Source organism: Salmonella sp. SSDFZ69 (assembly GCF_004010755.1).
In the GTDB taxonomy this organism is placed as follows: domain Bacteria; phylum Pseudomonadota; class Gammaproteobacteria; order Enterobacterales; family Enterobacteriaceae; genus Salmonella; species Salmonella enterica.
This window is the reverse complement of sequence record NZ_CP034831.1, coordinates 1,825,297-1,850,298: the sequence shown is the minus strand read 5'-3', so window position 1 is coordinate 1,850,298 and position 25,002 is coordinate 1,825,297. Positions and strand designations below refer to the sequence as shown.

The 25,002-nt window shown below is 50.8% G+C and carries 23 protein-coding genes; 4 read left to right on the top strand and 19 right to left on the bottom strand.

Annotated elements, in window-relative coordinates:
* Nucleotides 1–356 precede the first annotated feature (356 nt).
* From EOS98_RS24695 to EOS98_RS08940, 4 genes are all read left to right on the top strand, one after another.
* On the top strand, nucleotides 357–1,619 hold the full coding sequence (locus tag EOS98_RS24695) for a hypothetical protein (protein ID WP_206612204.1): 1,263 nt from the start codon (nucleotides 357–359) through the stop codon (nucleotides 1,617–1,619).
* Nucleotides 1,620–1,765: 146 nt separating this feature from the next.
* Nucleotides 1,766–8,044: an AVAST type 3 anti-phage nuclease/ATPase Avs3a gene (gene avs3a / locus EOS98_RS08950; RefSeq protein ID WP_126523998.1), complete on the top strand. Its 6,279-nt coding sequence runs from the start codon at nucleotides 1,766–1,768 to the stop codon at nucleotides 8,042–8,044.
* A complete protein-coding gene (gene avs3b, locus EOS98_RS08945; protein ID WP_135247508.1) occupies nucleotides 8,025–8,711 on the top strand; it encodes an AVAST type 3 anti-phage proein Avs3b in 687 nt (228 codons plus the stop codon). Before avs3a ends, avs3b begins: the two co-directional genes overlap by 20 nt.
* 102 nt (nucleotides 8,712–8,813) lie before the next feature.
* On the top strand, nucleotides 8,814–9,494 hold the full coding sequence (locus EOS98_RS08940; RefSeq protein WP_126523996.1) for a hypothetical protein: 681 nt from the start codon (nucleotides 8,814–8,816) through the stop codon (nucleotides 9,492–9,494).
* Nucleotides 9,495–9,841: 347 nt separating this feature from the next.
* Here the strand turns inward: EOS98_RS08940 and ldtA are convergent, their stop codons facing one another.
* From ldtA to EOS98_RS08845, 19 genes are all read right to left on the bottom strand, one after another.
* Nucleotides 9,842–10,771 (bottom strand): L,D-transpeptidase, encoded by a 930-nt coding sequence (gene ldtA, locus EOS98_RS08935; protein WP_001252817.1) that lies wholly within the window; start codon nucleotides 10,769–10,771, stop codon nucleotides 9,842–9,844.
* Between the two features lie 77 nt (nucleotides 10,772–10,848).
* Nucleotides 10,849–11,919, bottom strand: coding sequence for a nicotinate-nucleotide--dimethylbenzimidazole phosphoribosyltransferase (cobT, locus tag EOS98_RS08930; protein WP_126523995.1), 1,071 nt, complete (start codon nucleotides 11,917–11,919; stop codon nucleotides 10,849–10,851).
* A gap of 26 nt (nucleotides 11,920–11,945) precedes the next feature.
* The gene (cobS, locus tag EOS98_RS08925; protein WP_058821190.1) at nucleotides 11,946–12,689 is read right to left on the bottom strand and encodes an adenosylcobinamide-GDP ribazoletransferase; all 744 of its coding nucleotides are present in this window, start codon (nucleotides 12,687–12,689) and stop codon (nucleotides 11,946–11,948) included.
* The gene (gene cobU, locus EOS98_RS08920; protein WP_000973145.1) at nucleotides 12,686–13,231 is read right to left on the bottom strand and encodes a bifunctional adenosylcobinamide kinase/adenosylcobinamide-phosphate guanylyltransferase; all 546 of its coding nucleotides are present in this window, start codon (nucleotides 13,229–13,231) and stop codon (nucleotides 12,686–12,688) included. The genes cobS and cobU overlap by 4 nt, the downstream gene beginning before the upstream one ends.
* A complete protein-coding gene (locus EOS98_RS08915) occupies nucleotides 13,228–14,748 on the bottom strand; it encodes a cobyric acid synthase (RefSeq protein ID WP_126523994.1) in 1,521 nt (506 codons plus the stop codon). Before EOS98_RS08915 ends, cobU begins: the two co-directional genes overlap by 4 nt.
* A complete protein-coding gene (locus tag EOS98_RS08910) occupies nucleotides 14,745–15,560 on the bottom strand; it encodes an energy-coupling factor ABC transporter ATP-binding protein (RefSeq protein ID WP_000881550.1) in 816 nt (271 codons plus the stop codon). Before EOS98_RS08910 ends, EOS98_RS08915 begins: the two co-directional genes overlap by 4 nt.
* An 8-nt stretch (nucleotides 15,561–15,568) precedes the next feature.
* Nucleotides 15,569–16,246 carry an energy-coupling factor ABC transporter transmembrane protein gene (locus EOS98_RS08905; RefSeq protein WP_086811906.1) on the bottom strand — a complete coding sequence of 226 codons (678 nt, stop codon included), beginning with the start codon at nucleotides 16,244–16,246 and terminating at the stop codon, nucleotides 15,569–15,571.
* Entirely contained in the window at nucleotides 16,233–16,514 is a 282-nt protein-coding gene (locus tag EOS98_RS08900; RefSeq protein ID WP_000753212.1) for an energy-coupling factor ABC transporter substrate-binding protein, read from the bottom strand. The genes EOS98_RS08905 and EOS98_RS08900 overlap by 14 nt, the downstream gene beginning before the upstream one ends.
* Before the next feature lies 1 nt (nucleotide 16,515).
* On the bottom strand, nucleotides 16,516–17,253 hold the full coding sequence (gene cbiM / locus EOS98_RS08895) for a cobalt ECF transporter S component CbiM (protein WP_000764336.1): 738 nt from the start codon (nucleotides 17,251–17,253) through the stop codon (nucleotides 16,516–16,518).
* Complete coding sequence (locus EOS98_RS08890; RefSeq protein WP_001013552.1) at nucleotides 17,250–17,963, bottom strand: cobalt-factor II C(20)-methyltransferase; 714 nt, start codon at nucleotides 17,961–17,963, stop codon at nucleotides 17,250–17,252. Before EOS98_RS08890 ends, cbiM begins: the two co-directional genes overlap by 4 nt.
* Nucleotides 17,960–18,754 (bottom strand): sirohydrochlorin cobaltochelatase, encoded by a 795-nt coding sequence (cbiK, locus tag EOS98_RS08885; RefSeq protein WP_126523993.1) that lies wholly within the window; start codon nucleotides 18,752–18,754, stop codon nucleotides 17,960–17,962. The genes EOS98_RS08890 and cbiK overlap by 4 nt, the downstream gene beginning before the upstream one ends.
* A gap of 2 nt (nucleotides 18,755–18,756) precedes the next feature.
* A complete protein-coding gene (locus EOS98_RS08880) occupies nucleotides 18,757–19,548 on the bottom strand; it encodes a cobalt-precorrin-6A reductase (RefSeq protein WP_076726802.1) in 792 nt (263 codons plus the stop codon).
* The gene (locus tag EOS98_RS08875; RefSeq protein WP_000953647.1) at nucleotides 19,545–20,270 is read right to left on the bottom strand and encodes a precorrin-3B C(17)-methyltransferase; all 726 of its coding nucleotides are present in this window, start codon (nucleotides 20,268–20,270) and stop codon (nucleotides 19,545–19,547) included. Before EOS98_RS08875 ends, EOS98_RS08880 begins: the two co-directional genes overlap by 4 nt.
* On the bottom strand, nucleotides 20,270–21,325 hold the full coding sequence (gene cbiG, locus EOS98_RS08870) for a cobalt-precorrin 5A hydrolase (protein ID WP_126523991.1): 1,056 nt from the start codon (nucleotides 21,323–21,325) through the stop codon (nucleotides 20,270–20,272). The genes EOS98_RS08875 and cbiG overlap by 1 nt, the downstream gene beginning before the upstream one ends.
* Nucleotides 21,306–22,079, bottom strand: a complete 774-nt coding sequence (locus tag EOS98_RS08865; protein WP_000004867.1) for a cobalt-precorrin-4 methyltransferase — start codon at nucleotides 22,077–22,079, stop codon at nucleotides 21,306–21,308. The genes cbiG and EOS98_RS08865 overlap by 20 nt, the downstream gene beginning before the upstream one ends.
* Nucleotides 22,063–22,641 (bottom strand): decarboxylating cobalt-precorrin-6B (C(15))-methyltransferase, encoded by a 579-nt coding sequence (locus EOS98_RS08860; RefSeq protein WP_000650985.1) that lies wholly within the window; start codon nucleotides 22,639–22,641, stop codon nucleotides 22,063–22,065. The genes EOS98_RS08865 and EOS98_RS08860 overlap by 17 nt, the downstream gene beginning before the upstream one ends.
* A complete protein-coding gene (locus EOS98_RS08855) occupies nucleotides 22,631–23,236 on the bottom strand; it encodes a cobalt-precorrin-7 (C(5))-methyltransferase (RefSeq protein WP_023202813.1) in 606 nt (201 codons plus the stop codon). The genes EOS98_RS08860 and EOS98_RS08855 overlap by 11 nt, the downstream gene beginning before the upstream one ends.
* Nucleotides 23,230–24,369, bottom strand: coding sequence for a cobalt-precorrin-5B (C(1))-methyltransferase CbiD (gene cbiD / locus EOS98_RS08850; protein WP_126523990.1), 1,140 nt, complete (start codon nucleotides 24,367–24,369; stop codon nucleotides 23,230–23,232). The genes EOS98_RS08855 and cbiD overlap by 7 nt, the downstream gene beginning before the upstream one ends.
* Nucleotides 24,369–25,001, bottom strand: coding sequence for a cobalt-precorrin-8 methylmutase (locus EOS98_RS08845; RefSeq protein ID WP_000558995.1), 633 nt, complete (start codon nucleotides 24,999–25,001; stop codon nucleotides 24,369–24,371). Before EOS98_RS08845 ends, cbiD begins: the two co-directional genes overlap by 1 nt.
* Nucleotide 25,002: the final 1 nt, after the last annotated feature.

The window sequence follows — 25,002 nt, the reverse complement described above, 5'->3', positions numbered from 1 at the left end:
CACTACCAATAGGGTGCCGGGAGGCTCAAAACGGTCTAACGAAACCGCGGACTAATTTCCCCGAAGGGTGTTGTATTCGTCGCCCTCCCGACCTTGATCGGGCAGCACACACCCTCCGTCCTTACGAACGGAGGGTACAAAAAAGCCAACACTGACGGGGTTGGTTTTGGCCGCGTTAGATGAGGTTTTGAGTCCTCGTCCGGTAGGATATCAACGATTAGGGACTAACGGCAAGAGGGTTTTGTGGAAGTAGAATCACAACTTACTAAAACAACTTGTTATTTCCTGTTTTACAGTGTTTATTAAATCATTCAGCATACTCAGAAGGTTACGAAAATTTATTTCAAGGAGAGAAAGTGCATTCTACAGAATATGCAACTCAACAAGCTCTTTACACAGTCGGTACAGCTTCGACACGTAGTGAAGCTCTTGCCAGTTTTGAGGAGAATCAGCATTTATTAAAAGACTGGAGGATCCTGTATGCCGACGAGAGTAAAACAGGACCACTCCCCCTTAGACGAGCCCAATTTTCTGAAAAAGGTTTTGTATCAACGTTATTCTCTGGGCATTCATTATGGGTTCTGGATCATGATGTCATTTCATCATCAGATACCATGATGTTTCAGGTTGGCTACGGTACTTATATTGATTCTAATGCAGCAAGTTTTATTCGTTCTTTGGCCTATCGTGAAGAGCCTAAAGAACATCTATTGAATTTTTGTCGAATGCTTTCAGATTCATTCTCATTCGATGAACTTTCCAACATTAATCCCTATCTTTATTTATGGGAAGCGCAGAGAGACAGATCGCCAGAAACGGTAACTGGGATCCGGGAAACAATGGCTGCATTGCTTGCTCTTTCCTGGATTAAACAACCCCTGAATGCAGAATGGGGAAAAATGTACAGAAAATTATACCAGGAGCAGGCGGAAGCAGAGGCTGATCGTTTTCTGTATCAATTTTACCAGAGCTTAGATGCCGGTTTAGGAAAAGCGATCGAAGAGCAGGTTGATCTACTGGAAGCTATGCTGTTAAGAACGAAGTTAATCGAATTGTCTTCCAAAAGATCAGCCCAGAACAAAATGAATGAACTTGTGCAGTTCATGCATGATGAATTATCTACCATGATGATTCGAGAATTACTTGTTTGTGCCGACATTCTCTTCCGTGAAGGAAAATCACAGATGTCACAAAAACTCGATGGCTTACAAAAGAAAAAGAGACCCTTCGATGAACTGAGAAACTGCGCCAGAGATTTAAATATGCTCAGGAGCATGGCTCAACTAACAAACTCTATCTCGGATAACACAAATTCTTCTTTTTACATCGCCAATTTAATTACATTTGATCGCGATATTATAGATATAATCCAGTTAACAGAACTGCGTGCTATTGCTCTACGTCGCTCATCTTCAGACGCATTCCCGATTTATAATCAGCAACTGGATATATGGTTATCAGAGAAATTAGGTGAAAAACGTTTGAGCGGCTTAGAAAATATATTCAGGAAGGATGGATTCGACATACGCTCCAGAGCCAGAAGTCGGAGTAACGTGAAAACGATACTGCAAGAAGACAGACAAAAACTGGCCTGTATCATCGAAAAAATCAATAGTTAAACAATTTTTTGCCATAAGACGCTTTCCTGAAACTCTTCTCATTCTCAGCAGGAAAGCGTTCTCTTCTCAATACTCTCTGGTTATAGAGTATTAAAAAATAAGGAGTTATAATCCTTGTAGCCCAACTGACATAAGGACGATGCTCAATGTCTGACAGCCTGCTTGTTCGCACCAGTAGAGATGGCGATCAGTTTCATTATCTTTGGGCGGCTCGCCGCGCCCTTCGACTACTGGAACCTCAGTCAACTCTTGTTGCCCTGACCATTGAAGGGGCATCAACGACGGAAATGGGCTCTCAGCCAGTGGTTGAGGATGGGGAGGAGCTGATTGATATTGCTGAATATTACGGCAGTAACGAGCTCGCAACAGCAACAACTGTTCGTTATATGCAGCTAAAGCATTCAACAATGCACTCAGATACTCCATTTCCCCCTAGTGGGTTACAAAAAACCATCGAAGGTTTTGCAACCCGTTATAAGGCACTTATACAAAAAATACCGGTAGAAACGTTACGCACTAAACTCGAGTTCTGGTTTGTGACGAACCGTCCAGTCAGTAGCAGCTTCAGTGAAGCGATCAATGATGCCGCGAACCAACACGTTACACGCCATCCACATGATCTGGCGAAACTTGAGAAATTTACCGGGCTTCAAGGCGCTGAGTTATCGATATTCTGCCAGCTTTTACATATAGAAGGTCAGCAGGACGATTTATGGAGTCAGCGGAATATCCTGCTAAGAGAATCAGCGGGATATCTCCCCGACCTGGATACTGAAGCCCCTCTGAAATTAAAAGAGCTGGTTAACAGAAAAGCGTTAACCGAAAGCGCCGCAAATCCTTCCATTACCAGAATGGATGTGTTGCGTGCTTTGGGGGTGGATGAAACAGATCTTTTTCCTGCGCCCTGTCGTATTGAAAGAATAGAAAATTCCGTCTCAAGAACTCAAGAGGCGACGCTGGTTCAACGTGTTGTTGAAGCATTCGGCGCACCTGTGATCATCCATGCCGATGCCGGTGTGGGGAAATCAATTTTCTCTACTCATATAGAGGAGCATCTTCCCACTGGTTCTGTTAGCATCTTATATGACTGTTTCGGACTGGGTCAGTACCGTAACGCGTCTTCCTACCGCCACCACCATCGTACAGCATTGGTTCAGATGGCTAATGAAATGGCATCTCGTGGTCTCTGTCATCCATTGATCCCAAATGCTGGTACTGGCATATCCCAGTATATGCGTGCGTTTCTGCATCGCCTTTCTCAGAGCATTTCAATACTCCGGGCCTCTGAGCCCTTGGCCGTATTGTGTATTATTATTGATGCTGCGGACAATGCACAGATGGCGGCGGAAGAAATCGGTGAAACGCGTTCTTTTATCAAAGATTTAATTAGAGAAAAGCTTCCTGATGGAGTCTGCCTTGTTGCACTTTGCCGACCTTATAGACGGGAATTACTTGATCCACCTCCTGAAGCACTCACATTATCCCTACAAACTTTTAATCGCGATGAGACAGCCGCTCATCTTCACCAAAAATTTCCAGATGCCAGCGAAAGTGATGTTGACGAGTTCCATCGTCTAAGCTCTTGCAACCCCCGGGTTCAGGCTCTGTCATTATCACAAAATCTTCCACTGAACGACACATTGAGACTTTTGGGGCCAAATCCCAAAACGGTAGAAGATACTATTGGTGAAGTGCTGGAAAAATCCATTGCTCGCTTACGTGATACAGCCGGAATATCTGAACGTGCTCAAATTGATACGATTTGTTCCGCACTGGCAATATTGCGTCCATTAATTCCATTATCTGTGCTATCTGCCATTTCCGGAGTAGCTGGTTCTGCTATTAAAAGTTTCGCACTTGATCTGGGACGCCCGTTAATCGTTAGTGGCGAGACTATTCAGTTCTTTGATGAACCGGCCGAAACATGGTTTCAGAGGCGCTTTAGGCCATCGGCCGCTGATCTGCATCAGTTTATTACTAAACTGAGACCACTAACAAAAGATAGTTCCTATGCAGCATCAGTTTTACCTGCATTGATGCTGGAAGGAAACCAGCTTTCTGAACTGATCGAGCTAGCGATATCCTCACAAGCTCTGCCTGAAACCAGCGCGGTTGAACGCAGGGACATAGAACTTCAAAGATTACAGTTTGCGTTAAAAGCAGCCTTACGCACAGGTCGATACCAGGATGCGGCTAAACTGGCACTGAAAGCTGGTGGAGAATGCGCGGGTGACAACAGGCAAAGAGTCCTGCTGAGGGACAATATCGATCTGGCAGCAAAATTTGTGGGAAGCAACGGCGTTCAGGAACTGGTTTCCCGTAACGCATTTCCAGATACTGGCTGGCCTGGCTCCAGAAATGCTTATTATGCCGCAATACTTTCCGAATATCCTGAACTCTCAGGAGAGGCCCGCAGTCGCCTTCGACTCACCATGGAGTGGTTAACAAACTGGAGTCAATTACCAGATGATGAGCGGAGCAGGCAAAATGTTACCGATCAGGACAGAGCGGTAATGCTCATTGCCTGCCTGAATATTCATGGCGCGGAAGCGGCAGCAAGGGAGCTCAGAAGGTGGCGGCCTCGAAAACTATCTTTTGACGCTGGAAAAATTGTTGCCATGCAGTTACTGGCCCACGCCCGTTATGATGAACTTGATCAGTTGGCTATTGCGGCTGGAAACGATATCAGCCTGGTTATGGGAATTGTACTGGAAGCAAGAAAACTTCACCGTCCAGTCGCTGAACAAGCAATCAGAAGAACCTGGCGCTTGTTAAAAAGTCAGCGAGTCAGCATTAAAGACAGAAACCACGCTAATAACCAGACAATAGCAGCAATCACTGGCATGGTTGAAATGGCGCTTATCCAATCTGTTTGTACTGAATCAGAAAGCATCCAGTTGTTGGATCGTTATTTACCAAAGGTTCCCCCCTATGCTCTGACTTCTGAGTATAGTAAAGAAAGAGTTGCTTACGTCCGGGCATATGCTCTGCAGGCAAACCTGATGGGCTCTCAATTAGCGCTTAGCGATTTAGCCTCCACAGAGGTTAAAAAAGAACTTATGGCTGAAAAACGCCACGGCGAATCTGATGACCTGCGTCAACTGAAGCAGTACAGCGGAGTATTAATCCCTTGGTATAATTTATGGGCCAAAGTAATTCTTGGTAAAACAAGGAAAGCAGACTTAGAAAGTGAGCTAAGTGATACTCAAAAAGAATCGACGGCTATTAAAGGTCATTCTTACTCTGAGCATTCATTATCATCAAATGAGATCGCAAATGTATGGTTTGATATTCTGATCGAAGCAGGTAATGTATCAAAAGACGATGTGGAAAACATCATCAAATGGAGTCAGCATAAAGGGAATAGAGTATTCACACCAACGCTTCACCGTTTCAGTTCTGTATGTGCAGAGATTTCAGGGCTTGGAGAGCTTTCATATCACTTCGCAGAACTTGCCTTATCTTTATGGAGGGATGAGCACTCTGATGCTCAGATCAAAGCTGACGGCTATATAGACCTTTCCCGTTCACTCATTTCACTTGATGAACCAGAAGCTAAAGAATACTTTAACCAAGCGATTGAAGTTACAAATAAGTTAGGCGATGAAAATTTAAGTCGATGGGAAGCGATACTTGATCTTGCTGAATATGTTGCTGGTAAAACGCAAGTCCCTCCTGAAATTTCCTATAAACTAGCCCGATGTGCGGAACTAACCAGAGAATATGTTGATCGTGATAAACATTTTGCATGGAGTGATACTGTTGAGATTTTGGCTGAGTTATGTCCATCTTCAGCCCTAGCAATAATAAGTCGTTGGCGTGACCGTACATTTGGCAATCATAGAAGCATACTGGCATGGACCATTGAGCATCTTGTAAAGAAAAATAAAATTAATGCACTCGATGCACTTCCTTTAATCACATTTGAGAATGATTGGCATAAATGCGACTTGCTTGATTCAGTTTTATCCTCGTGTACTGATGACAAAGATAAGATCATGGCATTCGAAGTGGTTTACCACTATACAAAATTTAACGTACAAAATATCCAAAATCTTAAAAAGCTGGATGCTATTTCTACATCATTAGGTATTGAACACACAGAACTGAAAGAAAGAATTTCAGGTCTACAACATACTGAGACGGTTTCAAAAAAATCCAGTCTCTCATCGAATGATAATGAGCAAGGCCATGACCAGGAATGGGAGTCCATTTTTAAAGATTGTGATTTATCGTCTATTGATGGTATTAGTGCAGCATACGAAAAATTTCGTAATGTTCCTGAATTCTATTCCAAAGAAACCTTCATCAAGAAAGCAATAAGCCGAGTTAAGACGGGCAAAGAATGTAGTTTCATTACTGCCATTGGTGCTATATTTCACTGGGGGCTTTATGATTTTAAATATATTCTTGAATCTATACCCGACGAATGGACATCTCGTTTAAGCATTAAAACCACCCTGGCAGGTTTAATAAAAGAATATTGCCAACGCTTCTGTATGCGAATCAGAAAAAGTCGCGTTTACGAGATTTTTCCCTTCAGTCTGGCCAGCAGGCTTTCTGGTATAAGTGAAAAAGAGATTTTCGGTATTACCCTGGAGGCCATTGCAGAATCGCCAGAGCCCGCAAACTCTGACCGTTTATTTAGCCTTCCTGGCCTTCTTGTTAGTAAACTGGAGAGTAATGAAGCGTTAGATGTATTATCTTATGCCTTGGATTTATTCGACGAGGTGCTAAAAGATGAGGATGGTGACGGCCCATGGAACGAGAAATTATCTCCGCCAACTCATGTAGAGGATTCACTTGCAGGCTATATTTGGGCGCGGCTGGGTTCTCCGGAGGCGGAAATGCGCTGGCAGGCAGCACATGCGGTTCTGGCACTATGTCGAATGAGTCGTACATGCGTTATACAAGGAATTTTCCAGCACGCAATAAATGCTACCACTTTACCTTTTTGTGATCGCAATCTGCCCTTTTATACCCTCCATGCTCAATTGTGGTTGATGATCGCTGCTGCAAGGGTTGCGCTGGATGATGGAAAATCGCTGATTCCCAATATTGGTTATTTCTACCATTATGCCACTACTGATCAGCCACATGTATTAATCCGTCATTTTGCTGCCAGAACTTTACTTGCACTGCATGATAGCGACCTGATCTCTATCCCAGCACAAGAAGAGAATAAACTCCGAAATATAAACCAGTCTACGACTCTCCCTGTGCTTGATAAGGTTGAAGATCATAGAGGTGAAGATTCATATACTTTTGGTATCGACTTTGGCCCTTACTGGCTAAAACCTCTGGGACGTTGTTTCGGTGTATCTCAAAAACAGTTAGAACCTGAAATGCTTCGCATTATTCGTGATGTTCTTGGTTTTAAAGGTAGCCGCAACTGGGATGAGGATGAGCGTAATAAACGACGCTATTATCAAGACAGAGATAATCATCACAGTCATGGTTCCTATCCACGGGTCGATGACTACCATTTTTACTTGTCATACCATGCAATGTTTATGACCGCTGGGCAGTTATTAGCGACAAAACCATTAGTTGGTAGTGACTACGACGATGTCGAGGATGTTTTCCAGGACTGGTTAAGAAGACATGATATTTCTCGGAACGATCATCGCTGGCTCGCCGATCGGAGAGATATTCCCCCCAAAGAGCGCTCCAGTTGGCTTAATAGCAGTTCTGACAATAGGGATGAATGGCTAGCGTCAATCTCTGAAAATGTATTTAACGAAACACTATGTCCCAGCCCCGGACTATTAACGCTATGGGGACGTTGGTCTGACGTTTGTTCAGATCGAAAAGAATCTATTATTGTCCATTCTGCGTTAGTATCGCCGGAGCGATCTTTATCGCTCCTCAGAGCATTACAAACAACTAAAAATGTATATGACTATAAAATCCCTGATGCTGGAGATAATCTTGAAATAGATCACGCACACTATCAGCTAAAAGGATGGATTAAAGATATTGCTGAATACTGTGGAATTGATGAGTTTGATCCCTGGGCAGGTAATGTAAGGTTTCCAATCCCAGAACCAGCCTCATTTATCATTGATGCGATGAAATTAACTACTGATAAAGATCATCGGGTATGGTATTCACCTTCTGATGTTGAACCGGCGATGATTTCCAGTATCTGGGGCCATCTATCAGGTAAAAATGATGAGGAAAAATCACATGGTTATAGGCTATGTGCTTCAATACACTTCATAAAATCAGCATTAGAAACATTCAACATGGATCTCATTTTAGAGGTTGATGTTGATCGCTATTCACGGAACAGCAGATATGAACGGAATAATGAAAATGAGCTCGACAATATCCCTTCAAGCACTCGACTCTTCCTCTTCCGACATGACGGAACCATCCACACGCTATACGGCAATTATAGAAATGGGGAAAAAACTAGTTGATGAGCTTGAGCTAAATGACTCTGTTGATACATTAAGCAGATGGATGGCTCATCATATCGCAGAGCTCATTTATGATGCTGAACATTGTACAGACGACATCGTCCGTACAGCTAAACAAGCGGAGATTAGGGACTCTATCTGGTCATTCTGGTCTAACAGATACGAATTGCCAATTGGTAGCAGACCATTTCAGGAGCTCGAACCTATTCTAAGAACCTTAAAAGGTCTTGATCCTGAAAATGAGCAACCGAGATTTTTTTCACCTTACCGAGATCTAATTAATGTAGAAAAAGAAACCAGTGAGGTCCAAAAATGGCTAACCGCCGCTAAGGATATTGATTCAGCAGCAAAAATACTGATTGATTACTGTTTATCGTTAGCAGCAGAAAATGCTATCGATAAATCCCAAGAATGGGTGGAATTAGCACAGAAAGCTGGATTGAACAAAGATGTTGATCTGCTTGAAATTCGTATCTTTCAGTTACGAGGTACCCCAGCCAATACAGACAATCCCAATAATGCACAACGGAGAATACTGGAAAAAAGGCAAAAAAGGCTTGAAGCTTTTCTCTTATTGGGCTCCCAGTTAAACGAACAACTCAAATCTCAGCTTGAAGCCTTACCAGCAATTGAGGATGAGCCAACGGATGACGACGAAGACTTTTGATATGACTTGCTTTAGCACTGGAGACGGCTCACAAGACGGACCACATAATAGCCTAACCCAAGACTTTTCTACTAGTCCTAATGTTTATTAAAAGGAGTTTTTATGTCAATTTCCAGATTTCTAATCGAAAATAATGGTTCAAATCAAGATAATATAAAAATAGCCTTAAGTAAGGCTTACCATCTATGCAAAGATGCGGGACTTCAACGAGTATCTCTGCTATTTCCTGCGAAAGGAACGTTTTCTCATTCTGATATAGCAACATTCCTTGGAACGCAGGCAACAAAGGCATTGATAAAAGGTCAAACCGTCGATCTGGGTAACAAGGTTCGGCTAGAGTTTAATATCCCTAAAAATTTTCCAATATATGGAAATCATGACATTGTATTAGCTACATATTTAACAGATAAAGACATGGATATTGTTGATAGTGTTCAAAACATCAATAGTATCGTTTTTTTACCTTGGTCAGAGGAGGAAGGTAAACGCTGGCTATCTACATGGGAGCCTGAAATAGTTGGCCCATCTACTTGGAAAATCCTAAAACCAGAATTGCCAGACCCTATTGGTAATGAAATTTTAAGACTCGGTCGCTGCATCAACATGTCAACAGGGCTTAGCCACCCATCTGATAAAGACAGGGCAAAACGAATTTTTGCTGACCTGAAAAAGCAAGGACTTAAAGCATCTGAAGAAGCAATCAGACAATTTGCAGTCAACAATGGCTGGGCCCCAGTCAGAGCGCAGGAGCTAGCTAGTTTTGCCAAGAAATATGTGGGGTAAATTTATCTGTTTTTCATTGCATTCCATTGGTGGTCATTCTGGTGGTCTTGACAATCCCGATTTTTATGTTTAGCTTAGTAATCAGCCAGTTAATGGCTATGGCGATCCCAGTCAGAGGAGCCAGATTTTAGTTTCGGGACATCCTGGTGAGTCCGGAGACGTTCAAAAAACAAGAACTTATCTTTACCCGGTTAACCTGATAAGGTTTGCCGGGTTTTTTGACACCCATAGTTTTTGGGGACTTAATCGGGGGCCTCACGGTTCGCTGAGAAATGGAGCCCCTGCCATGACACTCACTACTAATACAGATACTCCAGCCCATGAAAACCAGCAATGTGGCAGGATATTTAAAGGCCAGACCTGCCCGCGCTAATGTTGACCGGCATTCCAGAACGGCGCTCCAGCACCTCATTAACCCGCGAAGTATCAACGTCATCCCCTTTGATAAACGTGCGCAGCACTGGCGTAACGGGCAATGGAACTTTTTTGTCTGACTCAAATTCAGCACGGTTACGAGAAAGCGGTTCGTGTACCTCCAGCCAACGACTGCCATCCGGCTCTACCGAAAATTTAACTGGCCTGTCGATAATCTGAACGCGGGTTCCTACAGGAACATGGTCGAATAAATATTTAATATCGTCATTGCGTAAACGGATACAGCCCTGACTGACGCGAAGGCCAATGCCAAAGTTAGCATTAGTGCCATGGATGGCATATAACCTGCCGATATATATTGCGTATAGCCCCATAGGGTTATCCGGCCCCGCAGGCACCATCGCGGGCAGCGTTTTTCCCTCTTTAGCATATTCCCGACGCGTATTAGCCGTTGGCACCCAAACCGGGCCATCTTGTTTGCGTTCAACCGCAGTTACCCAGTTGCGCGGCGTTTCACGGCCAGCCTGACCAATACCAATGGGTAGCACCTCAACCGTATTCGTGCCTGCGGGATAATAATAAAGGCGCATCTCGGCGACGTTTACCACAATACCTTCACGAACGGTGTCAGGCAGAATCAACTGCTGCGGCACTACCAGTGTGGAACCAGACTGAGGTAAAAACACATCCACGCCGGGATTCGCTTCAAGCATATTACTCAGCCCCTGACCGTAGCGGGCGGCAAATGACTCTAAGGGCTGAGTATTGTTCTGTGGTACGGCGATTGTGACAGGCTGTCCTACCAGACGACTGCCTTCGGGCGGCAACGGATAGCTTATAGCCAGCGAGAAATGGCTTACCAACAAGACGAAAAACGGAAAAAAAGGTGTGATACGACGCATTATATCCCTTCCTTTGTCGCGGCAGGAGTGCGTTAAGTATAGCTTTTTTCTCACATGGCTGGTGTTGTGCGCCCGGGTTATGTTGCGTTTGCGTTCCCCTCCGGCAGGACAATATTACTGGCCGCTAACTCCCCCATATTGTGGAACATGGCGCACGCGGCTTCCACGATCGGCATCGCCAGCGCCGCGCCGCTTCCTTCACCTAACCGCATCGCCATATGCAAATAGGGTTCCATAGACAAATGCGCGAGCGCGATGCGGGCACCCTTTTCCGCCGAAAAGTGCGACGGGATCAGATAAGGTCTCACCGCAGACGCAATCTGACAGGCCGCCAGCGCTGCCGAGTAGGAAAGAAAGCCATCCAGCAATACGGGTAAGCCACACCTTGCCGCGCCAAGCATCACGCCGGTCATCCCGACCAGATCGAAACCACCCACCTTCGACAACACATCAATGCCATCGCGCGGATTGGGCTGATTAATCGCAATCGCCCGCCGCACGACGTCCACTTTATTATCGATGCGGGAAGGCGGAAGATTCGCGCCAATCCCCACCACCTCTTTTGCATCACTTCCTGTAAAAACGCTGACCATCGCGGCGGCTGGCGTAGTGTTCGCCATTCCCAGCTCCCCTACGCCAAATAAGGTCACGCCGCGTTGCGCCAGGTCGCAGGTGTAGCGGGAAACCTCCAACAAAAGCGCTTCAGCCTGCGAGCGGCTCATCGCCGGGCCAACGGCAATATTTCCGCAGCCGCGCGCGACGCGCATATCAACTACGCCAGGAATAGGTTCGGCATCAATACCGACATCAATGACATGCACCTTCGCACCGGCCTGAGCGGCAAGCACGCATACGCCGGTTGTTCCCTGCGTCATATTCGCCGCCTGAATCGCCGTCACGATTTTGGGCGAAACCGCTACGCCTTCATCCCAGACGCCATGGTCGGCGCACATCACCAGCACCGCCTTTTCACCTACCTGCGGCGTACCGTTAAGACCCGGCATTCCCGCGAGCTGAACGGCTAAGGTTTCCAGTCTGCCCAGGCTGCCCGGCGGTTTGAGCAGGCCGTCAATATGTTGCTGCGCACGCGCCATCGCCTCGGCGTCCGGCGCAGGAATGTCACGAAGTAAAGCGTGTAGTGTCTGCATAAGATGTCTCGTCCGTAATAATCGGCTCATAATAGAGCCAGCAGAAAGATCAATTCGCCAAGTTCGATCGCCGCGCCCAGCGTATCGCCGGTTTGACCGCCAAGCGTACGTTTAAGCAACTGGCCAAGGATGAAAATCGCCGCGCATGTGACCACCATTGCGGCCAACCCTTGCATACCAGGCAGTAATACCGTGGCGACGATTATCGCCAATCCCAGAGTAATGCAGGTTTGCCGTCCGCTGACTTTACCGATAAATACATTGCCAAGCCCCTCTTCACGGGCGTAGCGATGACGGTACATCAATAAAACGGCGCTGCCGCGCCCAGCCGCACAGGCCGCTGCCAGCGCCGCCAACATTGGCGTTCCACGTAACGCCAGTTCACTGACCACCAGAATTTTTGCCAGTAGCACGAAAATAAGCGCCAGCCCGCCATGGGTTCCCAGGCGACTATCACGCATAATCTCCAGCATTCGCTCACGGCGGCGCGCGGAAAAAATGCCATCGCAGGTATCGGCCAGCCCATCCAGGTGAAAACCACCGGTCAGCAGCGCCAGCGCCAGAATACAGAACAACGCCGCTAGCGGAATACCGCACCAGGGTTGCAGGAGGATGAAAATCAGGCCGCTTACGCCCCCCAGAATCAACCCGATAAAGGGAAACATCACGATCCCACGCGAATATTGCTCGAAATCCAGTCCCTGCGACCAGCGTGACGGCACGGGCAAGCGGCTAATAAAAGCGAGCATGGCCCAAAACAGCTTACTCATTTAATTTTGACTCCAATACCTGAGACCACCAGCCAGACCTCATCCGCCGCTGCCGCCAGTCGTTGGTTGACCCGACCGGCAATATCACGAAAATGGCGCGCCAGACGGTTTTCCGGGACGATCCCCATTCCCACCTCATTTGTCACCAGTACCACTTTCGCCGGGCAGCGCTGGCAGGCTGCAATTAAAATCTGAATTTCATCGTCAATGGCGCGCTCCATCGCCGCATAATCCCACTGTTCGGGATCGTTCTCGCCTCCCAGCGCAAACAGCAGATTCGTCACCATGGTGGTAATACATTCCAGCAAAATCGCGTCGTCAGGGGCAAGATCCGCGGTAATCAACGTATCAAGATGCCGCCAGCATTCTGCGGTCCGCCAGTGTGCCGGCCTGCCATCTTTATGATGCTGAATTCTCGCCGCCATCTCGTCATCAAGAATCTGCGAGGTGGCGATATACAGTACCTGCGGCGCATCGCCAATTAAGGCTTCAGCATGACGGCTTTTACCACTACGTGCCCCGCCCGTCACCAGAATCATCATACCGGCTCCTGATGCTGTTGCATGATGGTATAAATTTTATCAATATCAATATGTTGCCGCATCGCTTCCGCCAGCAGATCAAATTGCCGCGCTTTATGATCCGCATAACAAAAAGTCGTTTCCCACGGCGCAAGCCCTTTTCGCGCCCGTAACCCATTGACCACCGCACGGGTAAAGGCATCGCTGTCAAACAGGCCGTGAAGGTAAGTGCCAAACGCCAGTCCGTCGGCGGTGACCGCGCCATCCGCCACAGAGCATCCATTTTTCTGTAACGTCATGGCCGTACAGCATCCTTCCTGCAGCACCGTTTCCCCCATGTGAATTTCATAACCGCGTACCGGTAGCCCCGCCGCGGCAGCCAGCCAGCCGGGCAGCTCGCCTGACATTGTCGCGTTAACCTGCGTCGTGGTTTTATCCTGTGCAAAGCGAGTGATCGTATTAAGCAGCCCCAGGCCCGGCTGCGTACCCAGCCCCGACTCCACCTCATCCACAATGGTGTCGCCCAGCATCTGGTAGCCGCCGCAAATCCCCATCACCGGCACGCCCTGCCGATGTGTCTGCAATACCGCATCCGCCATCCCGCTTTCGCGCAGCCAGGCGAGGTCGCTCAGCGTATTCTTACTGCCCGGCAGGATCACCAGATCAACGTCTGCCAACGCTTCCGGGCGGCGAATATAGCGTATGCGCACATCCGGCTGCGCCGCCAGAGCGTTAAAATCCGTAAAGTTAGAAATATGTGGCAGTTGCACAATGGCAATAGTGATATCACGGGGGGCGTTACCGCGATATTTATCGTTTTGCAGCGCGACGCCATCTTCATCTTCCAGATCCACATCCAGCCATGGCATCACTCCCAGAACCGGGACGCCGGTAAGCGATTCGATTTGTTCGATACCGGAATAGAGTAGCGCCACGTCGCCGCGGAATTTGTTGATAATGACGCCCTTTACTCTGTCACGCTCCTGTTTATGCAGCAGCGCCAGCGTGCCATAAATAGCGGCGAATACGCCGCCCCGGTCGATATCCGCCACCAGAATAACCGGACACTGGGCCATTTCCGCCATTCCCATATTGACGATATCGCGATCGCGCAGATTGATTTCCGCCGGGCTTCCGGCGCCTTCCAGCACAATAACGTCATATTCCTGCGCCAGGCTGTTATAGACCGCAAGGATTTGCTCACGCAAACGCGGTTTATAGTCATGGTAACTCACCGCATCCATATTGGTCGCCACTTTCCCCATCAGCACGACCTGCGCCTGGCGATCGCTGGTCGGTTTGAGCAGCACCGGGTTCATACGCACATCTGGCGTGATCCCCGCGGCTTCCGCCTGAAAAATTTGCGCCCGCCCCATCTCTTTACCATCCGGCGTAATACCAGAATTAAGCGCCATATTTTGCGATTTAAACGGCGCGGTACGCAGACCATCCTGATAAAAAATGCGGCATAAACCCGCCGCCAGCACACTTTTGCCGACGTCGGATGCCGTCCCCTGCAACATAACTGCCTGCGTCATGACGCCTCCCTGAATGCGCACTTTTGCATTCGATGAAAAAACTCCGTTTCTGTTTTACACAGCGGCAGTCCCAGTTGAGTATGAAGTTTGACCAGCCAGGGCTGGGTTAGCCCCGCTTGTTCCATCGCTTCCGTACACGCAAAAACCTCGCCAGGCGCGCCATGCGTCAGGATCTGGCCCTGGCGTAATACGTATACGGCATCGCTAATTTCATAAATAAGATCGATATCATGGCTGGAGATAATGACATGATTGCCCTGCGCCACAATCCGCCTGATGATAGCAATCATCTGAGTGCGCCCTGCGGGATCGAGACCAGCAGTGGGTTCATCCAGCAATAGATAGCGCGCCTGTAGCACCAGCGCTCCGGCGATAGCCACACGTTTTTTTTGCCCATGACTCAAACACTGAATGGGCTGATGGCGAAAATGTTGGGCGTCAACCAGCGTTAGCGCCTCGTCGACGCGGCGCGTGATTTCCGCCTCCGGCACCCCCAAATTACGTAAACTAAATGCAATATCGCTATCGATATCAGTATAAAAAATCTGCTGTTCAGGGTCCTGAAAAACCGTCGCAACTTGCTGGCGCAGCGCCAGTAGTCCGCGCTTGCTGTAATCCAGCGGTTTTCCCTGCCACAACACGGCCCCTTTTTGCGGACGCAACAAGCCGCTCAGGTTCATAAAAAGCGTAGACTTCCCACAGCCGTTCGCGCCCACCAAACCGGTAACAGGCGAAAGCGAAAAATCCAGATTTAACCCTTTAAGTACCGGCTCATTCTGATAACGAAACCACAGGTCTGAAGTGGCAAGCATAATAGTCCTTACAGGTGAAAATCACCCTGATACAGTTTGATATCCAGCGTGGTGGTCATTTGCTGATAACGCATTAACACCCGCGTAAACAGGAGTCCAGCCAGCATCGCCAGAGATCGATAGCCGTTCGGCAGGCTGCAATAACCAAAACGCAGCGTTTGCGCACGACGGATTGCCACCGCCTCATCCAGAAGAATAAAGAGAAAGCGCCACGTTAACAGGATTTGCTCGGTAAGCAGGCGTGGAATATGCGCGCGCTTAAGCAAGCTAATTAACTGCGGAAACGGTAGGTTCATCACCAGCCACAACGTCGCGGACAGCGCCGTCAGGCTACGCCAGAACGTTTCATTCGCCGTAACCACGCCCGCACGGGTAATCCCGATCCAGTACGGCCCAACAGATATGCCAGCCAGCAGCATTTGCGGCTCGCGGCTGATGCTGAAGATAATCGTTATCACGCCGACCAACAAAAATCCAAAAGGTATCGCCATCCATCGACACCAGCGCCAGAGGGATATGCGCAATAGCCAACAGCTCAATCCGGCAATGATCAGCAGCTCAATGCCCTGCCCTACAGGCGGCAGAATAAACGCCAGTATCATCATCGCCAGCCACAGCAAAAACTTGCGCTGCGGCGCAACGTGTGCCCAGCGGCTTTGATAGCTGAGTCGATCAAGCCCGGTCATCACGGCGTTGTTTACCTTTGCAATACCCCAGGATATAAAAAATCACCGCCGCGCCAAGAGAGCCCTGAAGGGTAAACAGCAGGCTTTCAATTTCACCGCTGGCAGGTTCATATAACGGCTGAAACCAGGGTTTATACTGCGGCGCAATAGCCTGAATCTGGCTTTCCGCTTCGCCGTCTGAACCGCCATATTCACCGCCATGATTAATAAAAAACGGCAGAATCACCAGCGCCACCACCATCGCTAACAACATCAACGTTTTTTTCATTTTAATGTCCTTGTACGGTAATCACTTGCCGTTTGGTTAACTGGTCATAAATCATGACGGTTAATAAACCTTCAGCAATGGCGACAGGAATCTGTGTGAGGCAGAAAATCCCCATAAACTTCACAACAGACCCTGTCGCTCCGGCATGGGGATCGGGAAACGCAACGCCAAGCTGGACTGAAGTCACAAAATAGGTCGCCAAATCCGCCAGCATCGCGCACAGAAAAACGGCGACATCGCGGCGCAGTCCGGCACGGCAGGCCATTTTCCACACCAGATAACCGACAACCGGGCCAATCACCGCCATCGACATTCCGTTTGCGCCAAGCGTCGTCAGGCCGCCGTGCGCCAGCAATAGCGCCTGAAACAACAGCACAACCGCGCCGAGAATCGCCACCACCCCGGGCCCGAACAAGATAACCGCCAGACCAACGCCGGTCGGATGTGAACAACTCCCCGTTACCGACGGAATTTTGAGCGCGGACAGGACAAAAATAAACGCGCCGCACAGCGCCAGCAGTACCTTCTGATGATTATCCTCCTGCACAATACGCCGTAAGCGCACCAGCCCATACCACAAGCAGGGTAAAAACAGTAACCACCAGGCCAGCGCCCACACTGGCGGTAAAAAGCCCTCCATGATATGCATCGCAAACGCCTGTTGCGGGACAACCATCAGCAATAGCGCTGCAGCCAGTCCACTGAAAGACAACTGTCGAAGCTGCTGTTCAAGTTTCATTCTGCATACTCCCACTGTTTATTGACCAGAATGGTCGAAAAATAGGGCAACGGTCGATCATCGTTGACCTCGTGGAGATGGCGCCAGCACTGCTCGCCGGGCAGTGTGGCCTCGGACATCATTAAGGCGCATTCCAGCAGGCCAGCCTGCGCCAGCAACGCTTTAATACGAGCGAACCGGCCATACACTTTCATCAGCACCAGGCTATCATGCTGTTGTAGCGCCTGGGCTATTTCCGCTTCCGGCGCGGTACAAGAAATAACCGCCAGCGATTGCCGTTCTATGGCGAGCGGCATTTTCGCGCGGGCGGCTATCGCGGCGAAGGACGTGACGCCGGGGACAATCTCCAGCCACTCCGGGCAGCCGATTCGCTGGAGTAAAAAAATCCAGGTACTGAATAGCATCGCATCGCCCAGGGTAATAAAACCGACCTGTTTACCTGCTTCCACCTCTGCGGTAAGCGCGGCGGCAACCTCGTTCCAGACCGCTTCTTTCTCGGCGCCGTCAGCGCTCATAGGGAAATGGCAACAACGTACTTCCGTCTGCTCGCCGAGATAGTCGCGCACAATCGACAGCGCCAGACTATCGCCCCCCTTACGACCGGCGGGCGCATACAGAATGTCCAGCGAGCCAAGAATCCGCGCTGCGCGGACGGTTATCAGGTCGGGCGCGCCTGGCCCGGTGCTTAATGCGTATAATTTACCGTTCATGCCGCCTCCTCTACCGCCATGTTCAGCGCCTGGTGCAAATGCGCGACAAACATCGCCCGGATAGCCGGGTTTTCTCCCAGCCCGCTCAGCCACGGCGTCGCCGGAATGCCCGCCGCGTTAAAGCGCATTTTCCATGAGTCGCCGTCGTCTGAAGCCATATCATTAATGGCGTGATCGCCCGCCACCAGCATTAATGGCATCAAATGTACGCCGGTGACGCCTTCGTCACGCAGGCTGTCGATCAGGATGTCGACCTCCGGGTAGCTTTCTACGGCGCCGACGCGCGCCGGGAAGCGCTGCGCGGTCATCATATGATCGAGACAGGCATAGGCTGCGAATGCGTGATGGCTGGCGCCGTGGCCCATAAAAACGACTTTCTCCGTTTGTCTGAGCGATGGCATCTGTTGTCGCAACGCCTGCATTAGCTGCACATAATCGTTATGGCTGCTCAGCAGCGGCACGCCCAGCGTCAGGCGAGTGAATAACGGACGCAAGAGTTGTACCTCACGGACAATTTTTTCATATTCGTCGCCGTTAATAATGTGCAACGACTGAATCGCCACGTCCCGATATCCCTGTGCGGCAAGCTTTTGCAAAGCCTGTAATGGCGTATCGATGTCGATACCGTCACGCTGGCGAAGCTTGCGAATGATCATTCCGGAAGTGAAGGCGCGAAACAGGTCGCGATCGGGACAGGACGCCGCCAGATCACGTTCGCACGCCACAATGTTTTTTTCACAGGTGTCGTGATAGCTGGTGCCAAAACTGACTACCAGAAGCGCTTTTTTCATTTTTACTCCTTAGCTGCGGCCAGCCAGCGCGATAAACGCTGCGCAAAGGCGGCCTGGCTTTCCAGTAACTCATCACCCGTCACAAGCGGCGTCGGGCGCGCAATAACGATGCAGGGAATGCCCGCATCCAGACAGGGCTGAACTTTTTCCTGATATCCCCCCTCCGCGCCGGACGCTTTGGTAATGACTACGTCGGCCCGGCACTGGTGGTAAAACGCGGCGTTAAAATCAGCGCTGAACGGCCCACACAGTGCGAAAATTTCTCCAACGCCGAACCCCAGTTCGCTGCAGCGTTGAATCACCTCCGCCACGGGCAGTACGCGCGCCAGCAACGTTTTTTCCGCCAGCCCGGCACGCCAGACGGCCAGATCTTTACTGCCGGTCGTCAGTAACACGCGCGGACCAAAACGCCTCGCTATCTCGCAGGCATCGGCAATACTGCGCGCCGTATAGAGAAGCGGATGCGTCAGATTGCTAAGCTGCTCCGGACGCTGATAACGACTTAACAACACGCCTGCCGTTTCACAGGCGCGAAGGATGTTATGGCTGACCATTTCTGCATAAGGATGCGATGCATCTATTACCCAGCGAGTACGGTTTTCTTTTAGCCAGGCGACCATCTGCCCGTACTCCAGACGACCACAGCGCACCTGTCCTTTAATGTCGCCCGCCAGCGCTTTTCCGGCTGGCGTCGCCACGGATAAGGTGTACGCGACGTTCGCCGCATCCAGTTGTCGGCATAACGCGCGCGCATCGCTGGTGCCGCCCACCACCAGCACCTCCCCCTCATTCACAGCGTGTAACCTCGCGGCGTTATCATCAGCCCATCCTGAACATAGGTCGTTTTATTACCAACGATGACCAGACTGGTCATATCTACCGGTTCAAAATCCATATCGCCGAGCGTAGTCAACCATTTTTCCTCTTTCTTACGTCCGGCGGATTTCACTACGCCAACCGGCGTTTGCGCGCTTTTACTGGCGGCAAGCAGGTCAAACGCACGCGCCAGATGCCCTTCGCGCCCGCGGCTGCGCGGGTTGTAAAAACAGATAACAAAGTCTGCCTCTCCGGCGGCAACGATGCGTTTTTCAATCACCGGCCACGGGGTCAGCAGGTCGCTGAGGCTGATATGACAGAAGTCATGCATCAACGGCGCGCCCAGTAAAGAGGCGGCGGCGATGCTGGCGGTCATGCCAGGAATGAGCCGCACCTCGACGTCCAGTTTCTGCTTGCCGACCAGTTCCAGCACCAGACCCGCCATGCCATAAATACCGGCGTCGCCGCTGCTAATCAGCGCTACGTTATGCCCGGCCTGCGCCAGTTCAATAGCCGCCTGGCAGCGTTCAATTTCCTTACACATGCCGGTCTTGATCACCTGTTTGTCGCCGGTGAATGCTTTCACCAGGTGGGTGTAGGTTTTGTAGCCCACGACGATTTCCGCCGCCTGTAACGCCTCAATCGCTTCCATGGTCATCATTGACTGTGAGCCAGGGCCAATTCCGATTACGCTTAACATCAGTGTGAAACTCCCAAAGTAATAGTGACGCCCTGTTCGCGCAGGGTTTCGCCTAACAATTGTCCCTGGCTTAATAACCACGCAGCCGGGCCGGATACGCTGCCAACGCCCACCGTTTTTCTGACGAAGCCAGAACCGGGAAAATAGTGTTCGAATTCGCGCAACGCTTCGGCGGTAAAGGTTTTAAAAGGCACGCGGCAGCAGGAGGCGAGCTGAATAAGCCCCGGCTCCCCTTTTTTGAGCGTGACGCTGCCAATCGCTTTTAACGCCAGCGGATCGAGTTTCTGCGCTTCAAGCTGGCGCGCCAGTAATGTCGCTAACAGGGGAAATGGCGTATCGCGGCGACAGCCAATTCCCGCCACCACGCGCTGGGGCACCAGTTTCCAGTGCGGTACGGGAAGCTCAGGGAGGTCATTACGCAAAGAGACGCAGATAAGCGCATCCAGTTCAGGCAACCGCTGCAAATCATCAACAGGGATAAAACCGCGAATATCGCACTGGCCGATCTCTTCCGTTAGTTCGGCATCCCACCATAACCCCACACGTTGATGACTGACCAACATCTGGTTAACGGTTTTTACCGCCGTGCGAAGATCGGTCATGCGGGCGTTAAGCTGGAAAGCTAAAGTGTCCAACGCGGACATCTCATTGACATCCGTTGCCGTGGTAATCACCGGATCGGCGCCTAACATTCCTGCCAGGTAGCGCGTCAAGGCATTGGCCCCGCCCGCATGACCGGAAAGCAGGCTAATGACATGCTGACCACGTTCATCAATGACGACCACCGCCGGATCGCTGAACTTGTCGTTCACTAACGGCGCCAGGACACGAACGGCAATGCCGGTCGCGCCGATAAAAATAAGCGCGGTATAAGTGGTAAAAGCCTGCCGCGCGGTATTAGCGAATCCGCCATCGAAGGGAATAAATCCCTCTTCCCGCAGTTTTTCACTGGTAAAGCAGGTTAACGGCAGCATCGCGGCGAGTCTCTTTGCCAGCGCCACGCCGCCGGGCGTCAGGCAAAACAACGCAATGGATTCAGGCTTTACGGTATTCATGGCTAAAGTCCGCTGCATAAAGTCTTGAGTAGTGATACTCCTTACCCAGAAAATTCCCGACCAGGATTAGCGCCGTCTTACGGATGCCAGCATCACGTACTTTGTCGCTAATATCCGCTAATGTGCCGCGAACGGTCTGGCTTTCCGGCCAGGTAGCCTTATAGATGACCGCGACAGGCGTAGCTGCCGGATAACCGCCGGCAATGAGACGTTCCGCCACTCGGTGAATACGCTGAACGGAGAGATAAATCGCCATCGACGTCTGGTGACTGGCGAACGCCTCCAGTTGTTCGCGCGCCGGTACTGGCGTACGCCCTTCCAGACGGGTAATAATGAGACTCTGCGATACCTCCGGTACGGTATATTCCACACCCAGCTCCGCCGCAGCGCCGAGAAACGCGCTGACGCCAGGCACTACCTGCCAGTCGATACCACGGCGGGTTAACTCTTCGCCTTGCTCACGTACGGAGCCGTACAGCGAGACATCGCCCGTTTGCAACCGCACCACCGTTTTTCCCGCTTTCACGCCCGCCGCCATCAGCTCGATAATCTGCTCAAGATGCAGTTCGGCGCTGTCATAGCGTTCTGCCTGCGCGGGGCAGTAATCCAGCAGTTCGGTATTGATCAGCGAACCGGCATAGATAACTACCTGCGCCTGTTGCAGCAGGCGGTAGCCTTTAAGCGTGATCAGCTCGCGATCGCCCGGCCCGGCGCCGACGAACCATACACAGCGTGGATCAAATGTCTCTGACATGGTTTTCTTCCTTCTGACAGGCGATAACAAAAACAGGGTTGTTCGGTTTGAAATAGTGTCCCGCCCCCAGCGGCGTTAACGATGAAAGCTGAAGCTGTACACAGTCCATTCGACATGCGCCGATGTGGGCAAGATGCGCCAGCGCGCTATGAAGGTTTTCCTGCAAGATAAAGGTCATCACCAGACGGCCACCGGGATGCAGATGGCCCATCGCCCAGTCAATCAGCGCCGTCAGATGCCCGCCGCTGCCGCCCATAAACACCGCATCGGCTTTCCCGGTTATGGTCATTGGCGCTTCGCCGGGGAGAATATCGATATTACCGCAGGCAAAGCGCTGACGATTCTCATCAAGCAGCCGTAGCGCGGCAGGATTACGCTCGATAGCCGTCACCTGCAACGAAGGAAATTGCAGCGCCGCTTCAATTGAGACGCTTCCCGTTCCCGCCCCGACGTCAATCAGGTGACTGGCGCGGTGGAGCTCAAGTTTCGACAGTGCCAGCGCCCGTACCGCCTCTTTGGTCATTGGCACGTTCTCGCCGCGCAGAAAAAGCTCATCTTTCATCCAGGATCACCACTGCATTCATTTCATAGTCGGCGTTGACCGCACTGACGGGTAGCCAGTGGATCCGCTCATTTTCCATCGCCAGATTTTCACCAATCACCATTAAGCGATGCCCTTTACCGCGCGCGACCAGCTCCCGCGCGATTTCTCGCGGCCCGCAGCGGGCATCCGTGACCATCGCCACTTTGCGATGGTTCGCCAACTGCTCGAAGCTGACGCAACGACCGTGGCTACTGGTCAACCACATGTCATTCATATCAATTCCAGCCTGTGCGCACAGATACTGTACGGCGCTGATGCCAGGGATAATGCGAACCTGTTCGATACCAAAATGCGCCACCAGGCGTGTACCGATGCCATAAAACAGCGGATCGCCGGAGGCCAGCACCACGATCCCTTTATCCCGACGGGCGGCAATCCATGACAACAACGCGCCAATATCCGCGCCCAGCGTAAATCGTTCGCCGCCAAACGCCGGAAACTGCGCCAAATGGCGTTTACCGCCTGCCAGCGCATCGGCATGGTCTATCGCTTCCAGCGCCGCAGGCGTCATCAAATGCTGTCCGGCGGGCCCCATTCCCACGACCGTTAGCATTGCAGCTCCTTAGCAATCTCGTCGACGGGACGATTACTGCCGAGAATATGGTTATCAAAAGAAAACAGGATGGCGTCGCAGACAGGCGGCGTTTTGGTAAAACGCAGCATCTGCATGACTCGTAAACAAATACGCCGGGCAAGATGGTTATAGATATGCCCGAAGCCATATGCTTCAATGTGCTCCATTGCCGCTTCGGTGGTATCGCAATCGCTGACCAGGGTGAGTAACTCCAGCGGCGCGCCCAGTAAAGCTAAATGCGCGACCAGCGTTTCCATGCGCGCATCGGCAATATGGCTATGGGTATGAAAGATCCCGGCGGCGATTTTGATCAATTTTCCAGGATGCCCCACCAGCACTATCTGGCAAAATCCCAGCCGTACCGCCTCTTCAATCATGTAGCCGACAAAATTGCTCATGGTGACGACCGCCTGTGTGTCGACGCCCATTTGTTCGCGAACAAACCGTTCGCCGTGGTTGCCCGGCACGAGTATCACCCGCGTTAATCCTGACGCCCGTTTGATCTCCAGTTCCAGCGATAGCGAGCGTTTCCAGCTTTCTTCCGACATCGGCGTCACAATGCCGGTAGTGCCAATAATGGAAATGCCGCCAAGAATGCCAAGCCGCGAGTTATACGTTTTTTGCGCCCGCACTTCGCCTTCCGGGGCAAAAATCTCCACATCGGCCCCACGCGCCGGGCCTATCGCTTCGCGCACCGCAGATTCAATGGTATGGCGCGGCGTACGATTGATGGCGGCGCTCCCGAGCGGTAGTCCAACCCCTTTACGCGTTACCGTACCAATACCTTCTCCGCCAGTGAGCGTAATCTCACCGCTGTCGTTGAGCGTAACGCGGGCAAAAATCAGCATTCCGTGCGTGGCATCCACATCATCGCCGCCATCTTTACGAATTGCGGCTATCGCCTGCCGGCCTTCAATGTGCGGCGACTCCACGTTCAGGCATAGCGTGACGCCCGACGGCGTGACGATGGAGACCTGATGAATCAGATGTTGACGCAATACCATCAGCGCGGCGACTTTTGCCGCCGCCGTCGCGCAGGAACCGGTGGTATATCCTTTACGTAACGCTTTACCGTGGCGCCAGACCGGCGCGTCAAAAGAAAGCTCGCTCATCAGGCCTCCCGGAGGTGATAGAGCAGCGCATTGACGATAGCGGCAGCCACGTTACTGCCGCCTTTACGCCCTAACGCGGCAACCGCGGGGAAATGGCTATGGGTGAGCGCCTCTTTGGACTCCGCCGCGCCGACAAAGCCTACCGGTACGCCCACCACGCCGCTCACCGTCACGTTATGTTCAAGCAAACGGAACAGGGCCGTCGGCGCATTACCGAAAACAAAGAGCTTGTTTTTCTCCTCCTCGGCGATAGCGATATCGACGGCGGCCATTGAGCGGGTAATCCCCTGCGTTTTTGCGGCGCGCACCACGCGCGGATCGCTGATATAACAGCGACACTCGCCGCCAAACGTCGCCAGTAATCTTTTATTAATGCCGGACAGCGCCATCGTGGTATCGGTATAAATAATGCCAGGTTGACGTAGCGCATCACAAAGCTGTTCCAGCGCATCGGCAGAGAACCACAAAATGTCCAGCCAGTCGAAATCGGCGGTGGTATGAATAACCCGCTTGATAATGGCCTCATGGAGCGGACTGGCGAAACGGTAATCAGGACGCGTTTCGCGAATAATGTCGCTAATAATGGTGAAACTGTTGGCCTCAATGGTTTGGGGCTGCTGGATATAATGCATA